This window comes from Agromyces sp. NPDC056965 (assembly GCF_042673425.1).
GTDB lineage: Bacteria > Actinomycetota > Actinomycetes > Actinomycetales > Microbacteriaceae > Agromyces.
In genome coordinates this window covers 1-13,867 of sequence record NZ_JBHURI010000096.1, presented here as the reverse complement: position 1 = coordinate 13,867, position 13,867 = coordinate 1, and the positions used below count along the sequence as shown (strand labels likewise).

The 13,867-nt window shown below is 71.1% G+C and carries 10 protein-coding genes and 2 tRNA genes; 3 read left to right on the top strand and 9 right to left on the bottom strand.

What is annotated here, in order from left to right:
* Positions 1 to 55: 55 nt before the first annotated feature.
* On the top strand, positions 56 to 712 hold the full coding sequence (locus ACFTQE_RS17915) for a response regulator (RefSeq protein ID WP_376926343.1): 657 nt from the start codon (positions 56 to 58) through the stop codon (positions 710 to 712).
* 51 nt (positions 713 to 763) lie between these two features.
* On the opposite strand, the gene ACFTQE_RS17910 is transcribed toward ACFTQE_RS17915, so the two are convergent.
* From ACFTQE_RS17910 to ACFTQE_RS17870, 9 genes are all read right to left on the bottom strand, one after another.
* A complete protein-coding gene (locus ACFTQE_RS17910) occupies positions 764 to 1,492 on the bottom strand; it encodes a hypothetical protein (protein ID WP_376926342.1) in 729 nt (242 codons plus the stop codon).
* 42 nt (positions 1,493 to 1,534) lie between these two features.
* Positions 1,535 to 2,032, bottom strand: coding sequence for a Dps family protein (locus tag ACFTQE_RS17905; RefSeq protein ID WP_375833501.1), 498 nt, complete (start codon positions 2,030 to 2,032; stop codon positions 1,535 to 1,537).
* Between the two features lie 116 nt (positions 2,033 to 2,148).
* Positions 2,149 to 2,568: a hypothetical protein gene (locus tag ACFTQE_RS17900; RefSeq protein ID WP_376926341.1), complete on the bottom strand. Its 420-nt coding sequence runs from the start codon at positions 2,566 to 2,568 to the stop codon at positions 2,149 to 2,151.
* Between the two features lie 208 nt (positions 2,569 to 2,776).
* On the bottom strand, positions 2,777 to 3,625 hold the full coding sequence (locus tag ACFTQE_RS17895) for an alpha/beta hydrolase (RefSeq protein ID WP_376926340.1): 849 nt from the start codon (positions 3,623 to 3,625) through the stop codon (positions 2,777 to 2,779).
* A 64-nt stretch (positions 3,626 to 3,689) separates the two neighbouring features.
* Positions 3,690 to 4,514 (bottom strand): alpha/beta fold hydrolase, encoded by an 825-nt coding sequence (locus ACFTQE_RS17890; protein ID WP_376926339.1) that lies wholly within the window; start codon positions 4,512 to 4,514, stop codon positions 3,690 to 3,692.
* 120 nt (positions 4,515 to 4,634) lie between these two features.
* A complete protein-coding gene (locus tag ACFTQE_RS17885; protein WP_376926338.1) occupies positions 4,635 to 7,400 on the bottom strand; it encodes an AAA family ATPase in 2,766 nt (921 codons plus the stop codon).
* Between the two features lie 67 nt (positions 7,401 to 7,467).
* Positions 7,468 to 7,857: a hypothetical protein gene (locus ACFTQE_RS17880; RefSeq protein ID WP_376926337.1), complete on the bottom strand. Its 390-nt coding sequence runs from the start codon at positions 7,855 to 7,857 to the stop codon at positions 7,468 to 7,470.
* A gap of 215 nt (positions 7,858 to 8,072) precedes the next feature.
* A tRNA-Gly gene (locus tag ACFTQE_RS17875) sits at positions 8,073 to 8,146 on the bottom strand.
* An 85-nt stretch (positions 8,147 to 8,231) separates the two neighbouring features.
* On the bottom strand, positions 8,232 to 11,984 hold the full coding sequence (locus tag ACFTQE_RS17870; protein ID WP_376926336.1) for an SCO7613 C-terminal domain-containing membrane protein: 3,753 nt from the start codon (positions 11,982 to 11,984) through the stop codon (positions 8,232 to 8,234).
* 179 nt (positions 11,985 to 12,163) lie between these two features.
* Here ACFTQE_RS17870 and ACFTQE_RS17865 point away from each other — a divergent pair.
* Positions 12,164 to 12,237 (top strand) — tRNA-Pro (locus tag ACFTQE_RS17865).
* 49 nt (positions 12,238 to 12,286) lie between these two features.
* Positions 12,287 to 13,756 carry a trigger factor gene (gene tig / locus ACFTQE_RS17860; RefSeq protein ID WP_376926335.1) on the top strand — a complete coding sequence of 490 codons (1,470 nt, stop codon included), beginning with the start codon at positions 12,287 to 12,289 and terminating at the stop codon, positions 13,754 to 13,756.
* Positions 13,757 to 13,867: the final 111 nt, after the last annotated feature.

The following is a 13,867-nucleotide window of genomic DNA, read 5'->3' as shown; positions in this document are numbered from 1 at the left end:
GCTCGTGGCCCACGCGGCCACGAGGCATCCGCTCGCCCGCCGATAGTGTGGGGGCATGACCGATCGCGCCCCCCTCCGCATCGTGCTCGCCGAAGACTCGATGCTGCTCCGCGAGGGGCTCGTGCGACTCTTCGACGAGGCCGGATTCGAGACGGTGGCGGCATACGGTGAGGCCGATTCGCTGCTCGCAGCGCTCGACGAGACCCGGCCCGACCTCGCGATCCTCGACGTGCGCATGCCGCCGACGTTCCGCGACGAGGGGGTGCGGGCCGCCATCGAACTGCGGCGGCGCATGCCGAAGGTCGGCGTGCTGCTGCTCAGCCAGTACGTCGAGGGCACCTACGCGCACGAACTGCTCTCGTCGGGCGAGGGCGGCATGGGCTATCTGCTGAAAGACCGCGTCGCCTCGCTCGACGAGCTCGAAGACGCCGTCGAGCGGGTGAGCCAGGGCGGCACGGTGCTCGACCCGCAGGTCGTGCGCGAGCTGCTCGCCCGCCGGAGCGACCCCCTCGAGACCCTGACACCGCGCGAAGGCGAGGTCATGACGCTCATGGCCGAGGGGCGCACGAACGCGGGCATCGCGAAGCAGCTCTTCATCGGCGTCGGTGCGGTCGAGAAGAACGTCACGTCGATCTTCCAGAAGCTCGGCCTCGAGGACTCGGGCTCCGATCACCGGCGCGTGCTCGCGGTGCTCACCTGGCTGCAGCGCTGACGCGGCCGAGGCGATGGCGTCGCAGCCCGCGGTGACCGGCTTCGTCGTCGGTCACGCCTGCGGGCTGCGGCGGAGCGGTACGTGCGTGCGCATCACCTGCACGTAGCTGCGATATCCCCAGAACATCCAGTACAGGAACCCGGCCACCGCGATGACGGCTCCCACGGTGAGCGACCATCCCACCGATGCGGTGAGCGCGTAGACCAGCGAGCCCGTGAAGAGCCCGATGAGCGCCGTGTTCACCACGAGCATCACCATCATCGAGCTCGCGAAGACCTGCGTGCGGTCGCGCCTGGCGAACGGGTAGTACGTGCGGTCGATGCCCGGTCCGTCGTCGGTCGTGCCCATGAGGAAGTACCGCTCGATCCCCGGGTCGAGGTCGAGGTAGGCGCCGCGCAGCCGGTTCATCGCGAGCACGTACGCGAGGTCTTCGGTCGCGGTGTTGAACACCCGGAACTGCGTGATGACGCCGAGCAGCACGAGCAGCAGCAGCACCCCGAGCGCCGCGAGTCCGAACCAGCCGCGGAACCCCGTGGCGTTGCCGAGCACGCCGAGTGTCACGAGGCCGGCCGACACGAGCGTGAGGAAGATCGCGATGCGGGTGAGCACCTCGCTCTGCGTGGTCGACCGCGAGGCGAGCAGGCTCCAGTGCTCGGTGGCCAGCATCTGCGCCCGCAGCGACTTCTGCGCGTCGGTCAGCGAGGGGTCGGATGCCGCGCGCGAACCTGCGCCGGCGGCATCCGCCGAAGACGAAACGGGCCCGGGTGCATCGGCCGTCATACCGGCATTCTGCACCCGGGCCCGTCAGCCCGCCATCGCGCGTTACTTCACGGCGACGTGCGAGAAGAGGAACCAGCGGTCCTTGTCGAGGCCGCGGCGGATCTCGATCACGACGTCCTGGCTCACCGGGTCGAGCTCGTCGAGGCCCTCGATCGCCTCGGCGACCTTCTCGGCCGCGAGGTCGATCTGCGCGACGACATCGGCGATCGCCTCGTCGTAGGGCTGGAAGCCGAGCTTCGGGTTCACGGCACCGCTCTTGTCGGCGACGGACTTGAGGCGGCCGTCGACGGGCAGGCCCAGTGCCACGACGCGCTCTGCGGCGAGGTCGGCCCACTCCTGCGCGTGCGCCACGACCTCGTCGAGCAGCTCGTGCACCGCGATGAAGTTCACGCCGCGCACGTGCCAGTGCGCCTGCTTGCCGTTGACGGCGAGGGCGACGAGCTCCTGCACGACGGGAGTGAGGAACTGGGCGACGCCCGATGCCACGTCGGCGTTCGCGCCGGCCTTCGGGGTCTTGGGAGCGATCTTCGTGTCGGTCATGTGGTCCACCTTCCCTGAACGTATGTCGTGTTCAACGCTACGCGGGTGCTCACATATTTCAAGGAAGGAAAGGCTGGGCTGATCTGGGGTTGACACGGGGCGTCACATGCCCGTCGTCAGCCGACCTCGACGGTGACGGGGTCGGTCGCCACCGGACCCGGGCACTGCCCGGTGTCGGCGGTGCGGCGCCATTCGAGCTCCTCGGCGGTCTCGGTCAGTCGCGCGCCGTCGGCGTCGAGGACCTCGATCGTCACGCGCTCGGGTGCGTTCATGCCGAGGTCGATGCGCCAGTGCCCGTCTCCTTCGTCGGTCGCCGTCCAGAGCGGACCCGAGGCCGGGGGCGTCCCGGATTCCGCCACTGGTATCGAGCAGCCGACGTCGGAGCAGAGCACGACGAGGGCGGCGCTCGCGGCATCCGGCCCGGACAGCACGATGTCGACGGACGACAGGTAGCCGATGGTGGGACACGCGTTGGGGAAGAGACATCCCGTGCTGCCGAGCGTCACGGCGGCGGTCACCGACACGGCCCCGACCACGCGACCAATGAGACGGCGGCGTCTGGTCACCGCGTGCATGCCGCCTCCCCGAGATCGCCCACGGGTCGATCATCGCGTCGACGCGGGGCAGACGGTGGAGATCGCGCAGTTCGTTGCCGAACCGTTGCCGGCCGGCGGGCATGCTCGGTGGGGTCGGGTGCGGAGCCCAGGAGGTCGGCCCGCCGCGGATGCGGCGAGCCGACGTCCGTCACTCCACCGATGCGCCGAGTGCCGCCGATCGGTTCGCGTGCGCGAGCGCCCACTCGAGCGCGTGGTCGGCGACCTCCTCCCAGCCGGGTTCGGCGCAGATCCAGTGCGAGCGGCCCGGGAACTCGACGTACTCCGTGAGCGCCGGCGACTTCGCGTAGTGCTTCGCGTTCGACCTGTTCACGCTCGGAGGCATGATGTGATCCTTCTCGCCGCCGATGAAGAGCAGCGGAGCGCGGTCCCTCGCGTAGTCGACCCACGTCTCCTGGTGGCCGGGCTTGAAGTTGGCGATGAGCCCGTACGCCCAGATCCAGTTGCCGGGAGCGGCGATCGCGAACTCCTCCCATGCCGCGTCGGAGTCCTCGCGCGAGAGCGTGTTGGCGAACGCGTAGTGGAACTCCTCGGGTGTGAACGCGACCGCCCGGTGGATGTTCGCGGGGTTCTTCAGCGCCGGGAACAACGACTTCGCCTGCGAGAGCGGCGTCATCCGCACGCCCTCGGTCGGTGCCGAGTCGACGACGACGGCCGCGGCACCGAGCCCGCGCGCCAGCAGCAGCTGCGTGAGCGTGCCGCCGAACGAGTGCCCCATGATGATCGGCGGCTTCGGCAGCGCCTCGATCTGGGCGGCGATGTGGTCGACGGTCTCCGGCACCGTGAGGTTCGCGATGATGTCGGGATTCTCCCGCAGCCCCTCGACCTCGATCTCGAAGCCGGGGTAGCCGGGCGTGAGCACGGTGAACCCCTTGGCCTCGAAGCGCTCCTTCCAGCCCCGCCAACTGCGCGGGGTCATCCAGAGGCCGTGCACGAGCACGATGGTGTCGGGGGCGGCGGAGTCGGTCTGGTCGGTCATGGCGGGGTCCTTTCGAGTGGTGGAGGGCTGTTCGATGCCGCGGGGTCGGCCCGCGGCATCCGGCTCAGGAGTCGATGAAGGCGAGCAGGTCGGCGTGCAGCCGGTCGCGATCGGTGTCGGGCAGGCCATGGGCGCCGCCCTCGTAGACGAGCAGGGTCGCCCCGTCGATGAGGTCGGCCGACCGCTCGCCGCCGACCTGGAACGGCACGATCTGATCGTCGTCGCCGTGGATCACGAGCGTGGGTACGTCGATCCTCGCCAGGTCGGGCCGGAAATCGGTGGCCGAGAAGGCGGCGATGCACTCGTAGGCCGCCCGGTGCCCGCAGGCCATGCTCTGCAGCCAGAATGCGTCGCGCACGCCCTGCGAGACGTCGGTGTTGCGGTTGTGACCGAAGAACGGCCCGTCGGCGAGGTCGCGGTACAGCTGCGAGCGATCGGATGCCTCGCCGGCGCGGATCCCGTCGAAGACGGCGATCGGCAGCCCGCCCGGGTTGTCGGCGGTTTGGAGCATGAGCGGCGGCACGGCCGAGACGAGCACGAGCTTCGCGACCCGCGCCGAACCATGCCGGCCGATGTAGTGCGCGATCTCGCCGCCGCCGGTCGAATGCCCGACGAGCGTCAGCTCGGTGAGGTCGAGGTGATCGATGAGGCAGGCGAGGTCGTCGGCGTAGGTGTCCATCTCGTTGCCGTTCCACGTCTGGCTCGATCGACCGTGGCCGCGTCGGTCGTGGGCGATCGCGCGGTGCCCGTGCTCGGCGAGGAAGAGCGCCGCGGCCTCCCACGCGTCGGCGTTCAACGGCCAGCCGTGGCTCAGGAGCACCGGCGTGCCGTCCGATCCCCAGTCCTTGTAGAAGATCTGCGCGCCGTCATCGGCGGTGACGTAGGGCATGGCTGCCTCCCGGATTCGCGGCGAGTCGCGCAGCTCGCGATTCGCGGATGCCTCGATGCTCGCGCGCACGGCTGCGCCGGCGCACCACGTGGTGCGCGTAGTCGCGAGCGTCGCGCGGGGTCAGCGCGCGGGCATCCGTTCGGTCAGCTGCTTCCGCGAGGTGATGCCGAGCTTCCGGAACACCTTCCGCAGGTGGTAGTCGACGGTGTTCGCACTGATGAAGAGCTCGGCGCCGATCTCCGCGTTCGTGCGGCCGGCGGACGCGAGGCGCGCGACCGCATCCTCCTGGGGCGTGAGCCGGTCGAGTCCGTCACCCGTCTCATGGGCGAGCACGTGCTCGCCGGTCGCCTCGAGTTCCCGTCGGGCTCGCGCCGCGAATGCCGGCGCACCGACGCGCTCGAAGATCGCGAGCGCTGAACGGAGTTCGTCGCGGGCCTCGCGGCGGCGCTTCACGCGGCGCAGCCACTCGCCGTACAGGAGGTGCGCGCGAGCGAGCTCGCCGGGTGCCGTGGTCAGGGCGAAGTGCTCGATCGCCTCGACATATCGGGCCTCCGCCTCCTCCGGCTCGGCGAGCAGGGCCTCGGCTCGCGCCGAGATCCCGCGGATCCATGGCGTGCCGCTCGCCGCCGCGAACCGGGCGAGCCGATCGGCCGCGGCGCGCGCCGCGCCCACGTTGCCGCTGCGCACGCCGGCCTCGACCAGGTCGGGCAACTGCTGGTACGTCACCTGCAGGAACTCGCGCTCGACCATCGGGCGGAGGCGCGCGAAGGCGTCGCGGTAGTGGCCGTCGGCGATCTCGCGGATGCTGAGACCGGTCATCGTGATCGTCCAGACGCCGTCGAACCCGGTGAGGAGCGTCGCCTCGGCGATCTGCTCGACGAGTTCGGGGGGTGCGCCCGACCAGGCGAGGTAGGACGCGTTCACGACCTGCTCCGCGTCATAGCCGATGGCCCGTCGCAACTCGCGCACCTGCTCCACATAGCGACCGGATGCCGCGGGGTCGCCGCGGACGAGCTCGAGGAGCCCGAGCATCCACAGTGCGGTGTCGAGCACGCGGAGGTTGCCGGCCTCCGTGGCGGCACGCACCGTGCGTTCGAGCAGCTCGACGCACGTGCGCTCGTCCCACAGGGCCATCGTCAGTGCGACGGCCTCGGAGCCGAGCTCGAGCAGCTGCGCGTCGCTCGAGTCCTGGAGCATCGCAACGGCTGCACGCATGATCGGCACCGCCTCGCGGTATGGCCGCAGGATGTGCGCACCGAGGGCGCGCAACGCGAGCGCCCGCCGCCCGTCGGTGACGCCCGCTCCGGTTGCGAGCCGGCGCCCGAGCTCCTGCAGGGTCCCGCCGCGCACGGCCGACTCCGAGGTGAGTTCCGAGTTGAAGGCGCCGAGCAGAGCCCGCTGCTCGAGCTCGGGCGCTCGACCGTGGAACAGGCCGGCCGCCCGCAGCAACTGCGCGGTGCCGCCCCTCACGCCGTCGGGATCGGCCACGAACAGGGCGAGCAGGGCGCGCAACATGAGCACCCGCCCCTCGGTCACCGGGTCGAGTGCGGTCGGGTCGATCCGGTCGAGCATCTCGGTCGCGAACCGCGCCGCGCCGGCGACCGCGGCGGCCTCCGCCGCGGCGAGGAGCCTCGCCTCCCGCTCCGTCCCGGGACTCGACAGATCGGCCGCGCGCGCCATCAGTCGAGCACGCGACACCGTGCCGCCACGCCCGCCCGCGGCATCCGCTGCCAGCTCGAGGCGGTCGGCGACCTCGTCGTCGACGCCGAGCACGGCCTCTGCCGCGTGCCAGACGGCGAGATCGGCACGACCACGTGCCCCCGCAACCGATTCGAGGACCTCGTGCACGCGGCGACGCTCCGCCGCCGGCATCGCGTTGTACACGGCGGCGCGAACGAGCGGATGCCGGAACCGCACGCGGTCGCGCGAGGTGGCGAGCCCCGCGCTCTCGGCCGCGCCGGAGGCATCGGCCGACACGGCGAGCCGCTGTGCGGCATCGTCGATGAGCGCGGCGTCCCCGGTCGACTCCGCCGCGACGATGCCGAGCCATCGACGGGTGTCGGCCGGAAGGGCCTCGACCGCTCGAAGGTAGGTGGACTCCAGGCGCAGGCCGATCGGAACCGGTCCGAGCCCGAGGGAGGAGTCGGTGAGCTGCTGCGCGGTGAACTCCCGCGCGAGGTCGGTGAGGGCGAGCGGGTTGCCACCCGTCTCCTCGGCGAACCGCATCGCGAGGTAGGGGTCGACCTGATCGGTCGCCGAGCGGTTCAGCAGGTGCACGGCGGTCGGCGCATCGAGCCCGGCGAGCTCCATCGCGGCGATGCCGGCGGCCGCGCGTTCGACCCTCGGGTCGGGGCGGGCGCTGAGGATGATCGCCACGGCCTCCGCCTTCAGTCGCCGCGCGACGAACGCGAGCACCTCGAGCGACTCGGGATCGGAGAGGTGCGCGTCGTCGACGACGCAGACGAGTGGTTCGTGCTCCGCCGCGGCCGCGAGCAGCGACAGCATGCCGAGGCCGACGAGGTATCGGTCGGGCGGCGGCCCTTCGTCGACGCCTGCCGCGATCCGCAATGCCGATGCCTGGCGTCGCGGCAGCGCCGGTACGAGGTGCGTGAACGGCGTTCCGATCCGCTGGAGCATCGCGTACGGCATGGCCGACTCGGCCTCGAAACCGTCGGAACGAACGACCCGCACGCCCGCGAGGTCTCGCGTGGCCTCCTCGAGCAGGGTCGTCTTCCCGATGCCGGGCTCTCCCCGCACCAGGAGGGCCGAGCCGTGCCCGTTGCGCGCCGAACCCACGAGCATGGCGAGGCGCTCCAGTTCTTCGCCACGGCCGAGGAACGAGGACCGGTTGTTGTCGATGGGTACACGGTAGTAGAGCGCTCTCATCGAGCGCCAGACCGAAGATCGCGAATCCGAACCCGTCGCGAGCCCGTGACCGTCGGTGCCGAGCGGCCTACCAGATCGTGCCGGCGCCGAGGAATATCGAGAGGAATGCGAGCGAGCCGAGGATGAGGCCGATGACCGCGAGGGGCAAGCCCTTGCCGCCCATCTGGTTCGCTCGAACGATGCCGATGATGCCGAAGACGATCGAGAGGATGTCGGGGATGCCGCCGAGGAAGAGCCCGATGAACAGTGGGATGGCGGTCGTGAGGAAGCCCCAGATGCCGAGGATGAGCGCAGCGATCGCGAAACCGTTCTGCGGCGCGCTCTGCACCACGACGACCGAGGGTGCGGCCTGCTGCTGATACGGCCCCCAGTTCGTGCCATCCCACCAGCGGAGGAGTCCCGTTGTCGGCTCGACGTGCCATCCGGGCGGTACGGCGGTCTGGTTGGTGTCGGTCATCGAGTGCCTCTCTCTGGGTGCGTCGCAACGCTACTGGTTGCCGGCCCTCCTGGGCGATGGGCAGCGCTGCACGCTCTCTATTGGGGGCATCGAGCCTGCCGTGACGGGTGGTTTCGACGGAGTCGTTGGCGCGCAGCTGGCACGAACGGCCGCCGGCGAGCTCGGGAGCTCATCATCCAGAAACGACGAAACCCCCGGCTGGCCGGGGGTTTCTATGGAGGGGATGACGGGAATCGAACCCGCGTGATCAGTTTGGAAGACTGAGGCTCTACCATTGAGCTACATCCCCGCGTACCCGCTGAGGGCACTGGATCATCGTAGTACACGATGACCCCCACCTCGTGACGCGCGCGGGCTCGCCGCCTACTGCACGCCTATCGCAGGGCTGCGATCGAGCGGATGGTTCCGCGTGCGAGGCGCAATTGACGCTCGTAGGTCGCCGCGAGCACGACGAGCAGCACGCCGGCGATGCCGAGCCACAGCCACCACCAGACCGCCTCGTAGAGGTCGGTGATCCACGGCCAGAGCTGCACGATCGCATGCACCAGCAGCACGGCTCCACCGAGCAGCAGGGGCGCCTGCAGGCGGCGGACGGCGCCCACGACGAGCACGACCACGGCGACGACGCCGAGGGTCACGATGCGCCAGAGCTGGGGATCGGTGAAGTCGGCGAACAGCGGCGGCACGAGCAGCACCGCGAGGCCCGGGCCGAGTGCCGGCCAGCTGCCGAGCTCGGGGGAGCGGCGCATGCGGAACCATCCGACGCCGATGAGCGCAACGCCGAGCGAGGCGGTGACGAGGTCGAACGGGTCGAGGTGCCCGGAGAACAGCACGATCACGCCACCGAGAGTCAGCGTGCCGAGCATCGTCCAGACGAACACGGAGCCTGCGAGGGGTCTCGCCGTCGTCGCGGCCGACGCGATGCACGCGAGTGCGAGCACGGGGAACAGCACGACCGAGCGGAGCAACGGCTCGTCGCCGTCGACGATCTCCAGCAGCGTCGGCACGGTGGCGAGAGCGACGGATGCCGCCAGCAGCGCCTCGGCCAGCAACGCGGGGCGAGACGCGGTGCGCGCCCACATCACCGCGATCGCCACGCCTGCCGCGAGGGCGATGAGCGGCCAGAACTCGACGATGAGCACGCTGTCGGCGTTGCCGGTGGCGACGGCGGCACCGCGCACGAGACCGGCGCCGGTGAAGGCGACCCATCCCGTGAGCACGCCGAGCAGCCGCACGGGCACACCGCGTGCGACCTCGGGCAGGAACACCGCGGCGATCGCCACGACGATGCCGATCGAGACGAGCAGCAGGGCCCGTAGCTCGGCATCGCCCGCGGTGCCGATGCTCGGGAGCACCGCGATCGCCGCAGCGGTCGCGAACAGGGCCGTGCGGCCCTGCGCGGGGGCCTCGCCGCTCGTGCGTCGCCACGTGATCAGCAGGCCGGCGAGGGCGAGGGCCGCGGCGAGCGGCAGCGTGTACGCCTCGACATCGGTGGCTCCATCGCTCGAACGCCACGCCCACACCGTCGCGACGCCGAGCGCGAGGCTCAGCCAGCCGAGATGCCGGCTCGGCGATGCGCCGCCGATCGGATCGCCCGCGAGCGCGGCGAGCACGATGGGGACCGGGGTCAGCAGCAGGAGGACGAGCCAGAGTTCGGCGGAGCCGAAGGAGCCGGTGACCCCGGAGGCGAGTGCGACCAGGCCGACGACGCCGGTGGCGACCGCCCAGACGACTCGTGCACGGTTCGAGCGTGCGGGAACGACGTGGGCGAGCGCTGCAGCGAGCAGCGCCGCGCCGGCGATGCCGATGACCGCGAAGTCCGCCCCGAACGCCTCGTCGACGACGACGGCGGAGACGAAGGCGAGTGCGAGCGGGGTCACCGCCGCGAACGCGATCCGCAGCGCTTCGGGCGCCCCGAGCCGCACCCACAGCACCCCGGCGATGACGAGGGCGCCTGCGGGCACCCAGCGCCACGAGGCATCCGTCTCGAAGGCGAGGGCCCAGATCGAGGTCACGGATGCCGCGAGCAGCGGCAGCACCGCGCAGAGGCGATCGCCCGACCTGCCGAACCGCACGACGGCGGCGACCACGAGCAGTACGGAGGAGACGACGGCGAGCCACATCCACGGCTCGATCACCCGCACATCGTCGGGAGCACGCCAGAGCGGGATCGAGAACACGGCGAAGACGAAGAGGCTCGACGCGATCGCGAGGTGCGCCGCTCCGACCGCGGGCGCAGCGCCCGCAGGCCAGATCCGGGGCGCGAGGACGCGCCCCGTGACGGCGAGCAGGATCACGAGTGCAGCGGCCCAGGGCCACACCGGGGCGCTGGAGTAGCCCACCCACCACGCGAATCCGGCGCTGGCGACACCGCCGATGGCGAGGACCGCGAGGAGCCCGGGAACGGCGAGGCGACCCCGCAGCGTCGCGAGCGCGAGCGCGACGCCGGCCAGCACGAGGAGGACGACGGCGGCGATCGCGGGACCGGGGGAGACGCAGGCGACGGCGATGCCGCCCGCGAACGCTGCCGCGGTCGGGATCGCGGCCAGCGCGCGGCCGCGGCGCAGCAGAACGGAGACGACGAGTGCGCCGACCGCGACGACGACCGGCACGAGGACCGTGGTGAGGTCGTGATCGGGAATGCTCGGACGCAACTGCTCGTCGAACCCGAGGTTCCACGGCGGCACGCTGCCGGCGAGCCTCGTCCAGACGGCGCCGAGGCCGAGGAACACGCCGGGAAGCGCCGAGCAGGCCGCCACGGCGATCGCCGCGAAGCACGCCGCGAGCGAATCCCGTGCGGTCGTGCCCGTCAGCCGCGTGCCGGCGGCGAACACGGCGGCGACGACACCCGCAGCAGCAGGCGCGAGCCACAGCGCGACCTCGCTCGGCAACTCGGCGAAGATCGCCAGGGTCGGCGCCAGGGCGAGGGTCAGGCCGAAGGCCGGCGCCGCGAGCCGGCCCCAGACCGTGCTGAGGCCGTGCCGCAGCCGCACCGCGACCAGCGCGAGCAACCATGCTGCCGCGACCGCGAGGTACCACCACAGCTGGCTCCACGGCACCTCGGGCAGCGCCCAGTACGCGGGGAGCAGGGCGAGCGCTCCGGCGACGAAGCCCGCCGCCATCACGATGGTGCGCTCGACCTGGGCGGGCAGGAGCACCGCGATGGAACCGAGGAGGGAGACCGCGAGGAAGCCCACCCAGAACGGGGTGCTGAGCTGGTCGTCGGGCGCCGCCTCGCTGGCGAGCAGGAAGACGCCGATCGGGGCGAACGCCGCCGCGGCGATGCCCGCGACCCGGATGCCGCTCGCCGCTCGCACGCCGACGAGCACCGCGGCGACGACGAGCAGTGCGCCGCCGAGGTAGGCCGACGTGCTGACGGTCTCGGTGCCGAACAGCATGTTGGCCCGCACGATCCACACGTCGAGCAGCAGCAGCACGATGGCGACGGATGCCACGCCCTCTGCGGTGCCCGGAAGGCGGCGTGCCCGCAGCAGCCAGGCGACGCCGAGCACGAGCACGCTCGCGACGGCGATGATGATCGAGCGCACCTCGAGGCTCGCGACGAGGTAGGCGACGAAGAGGAAGACGATCGCGGTGATGGAGATGAGCACGACGCCGAGCGTCAGGAGCAGCACCTGCACGCCCGAGCGACCGGAGCGGGCGGCGGCGGGTGAGGCGGGCGGGGGTGCGGACGCCGGAGCCGCCACGGGCACCTGCGGCGGAGCCGGGGCCGGAGTTGGCGCGGGGGCCGGCACTGCCACCGATGCGACCGAAGCCGGCTGTGCCGGGATCGAGATCGGTGAAGCCGACGGCGCGGGCACTGCCGCCGGCGGAGCAGCGAGCGCCGCGGCATCCGTCGCCCTCGCCGCCGCCTCGTGAACTCGTGCGGACTGCGCGTCGCGCATCGCGGTGATGAGCGACTGCCGGTCGGCCTCCCGGTCGTGCAGTGCGCGCCCGGCGCTGAGCAGCTCGCTCGCGGCGGGCACCGAGAGGTCGAGGCCGCACGCGTCGCAGACCGCGCTGCGCAGGGCGCTGAAGCACGCGGGGCAGCGCGTCGTGTCGATCAGTTGCGCGGGGTCGGCCGGCCAGCGTCGGAGGTCGCGGGCATCTGCGGGGTGCTCGGGCATGGCCACACTCTGCCACGGCCGGGGGCGCGAACGGCGGATCATCCACAACTCTGTGTCGGGCTCGATCACGGGATGCACAACGGGGGCCTCACGCTGTGCAGTAGACTTTCGGGGGTCCATCCGTCTGACGCATGCTTCCGCATGCCCGCACGGCTGAATCGACGAGTTGAGTCGCGACTCGGGGCGTAGCTCAGCTTGGTAGAGCGCCCGCTTTGGGAGCGGGAGGTCGCAGGTTCGAATCCTGTCGCCCCGACGAGTTCCACGACTCGACACGAACTTCCACACAACAGGAGAACTTCCACATGCCGACCACTTCGGTTGAGAAGCTGAGCCCCACTCGCGCCAAGCTCACCATCTCGGTGACGCCCGAGGAGCTGAAGCCCAGCATCGCCCACGCGTACGAGCACATCGCCGAGCAGATCAACGTGCCCGGTTTCCGCAAGGGCAAGGTGCCGCCGCCCATCGTCGACCAGCGCGTCGGCAAGGGCGCCGTGCTCGAGCACGCCGTCAACGAGGGCCTCGACGGCTTCTACCGCGCCGCCGTCGCCGAGCACGAACTGCGCCCCCTCGGCCGGCCCGAGGCCGACATCGTCGAGTGGCCCAGCGACAAGGACTTCTCGGGCGACCTGCTGCTCGCGATCGAGGTCGACGTGCGCCCCGAGATCGAGCTGCCCGCCTACGACGGCATCGAGCTCACGGTCGACTCCGTCGAGGTCGCCGACGACGAGGTCGCCGAAGAGCTCGACCGTCTGCGCAGCCGCTTCGGCACGCTCATCACGGTCGACCGCCCCGCCAAGACCGGCGACTTCGTGACCCTCGACCTCGTCGCCAAGATCGAGGACAACGAGGTCGACACCGCCAGCGGCATCTCGTACGAGCTCGGCTCGGGCGACCTGATCGAGGGCATCGACGAGGCGCTCGACACGCTCTCCGCCGGCGAGACCACCACCTTCGCGTCGAAGCTCCTGGGCGGCGACCACGAGGGCGAGACCGCTGAGATCACCGTCACCGTCTCCGCAGTGAAGGAGCGCGAGCTCCCCGCAGCCGACGACGACTTCGCGCAGATCGCGAGCGAGTTCGACACGCTCGCCGAGCTGACCGACAGCCTCAAGGAGCAGGTCGCCCGCAACAAGTCGTTCGGCCAGGGCAGCCAGGCCCGCGACCTCCTCGTCGACAAGCTCCTCGAGCTCGTCGAGGTGCCCGTCGCGCAGGCCGTCATCGACGACGAGGTGCACCGTCACCTCGAGAACGAGAACCGCCTCGAAGACGACGAGCACCGCGCAGAGGTCGCCGAGTCGAGCGAGAAGGCGTTCAAGACGCAGATCCTGCTCGACACGATCGCCGAGGCCGAGAAGGTCCAGGTCAGCCAGGACGAGCTGACCCAGTACCTCGTGCAGGGCGCAGCCCAGTACGGCATGGACCCCAACGAGTTCGTGCAGATCCTCAGCCAGAACGGCCAGATCCCCGCCATGGTCGGCGAGGTCGCGCGCAACAAGGCGCTCGCGATCGCGCTCGGCAAGGCGAAGGTGTCGGATGCCGCGGGGAAGCCCGTCGACCTCTCCGAGTTCACCGCCGTCGCCACTGCAGAGGCTGAGGCCGAGGCAGAGGTCGTCGACGAGGCTGAAGAGATCGTCGAAGAGGCCGAGGTCGCCGAGAAGCCCGCGCCGAAGAAGCGCGCGCCGAAGAAGGCCGCTGCGGCCGACGAGGCCGAGGCTGCCGCCGAGAAGCCCGCGCCGAAGAAGCGTGCGACGAAGAAGGCCGACGCCGAGTAGTCGAGCATCGAAACGACAGGAGGGGGCGGGGGGTGAGCCCCGCCCCCCCAGCAATAACCAGAGGGTCTCGCCCAGGGTCTTATAAAAAAAAAACAGCCCACCAAAACAACC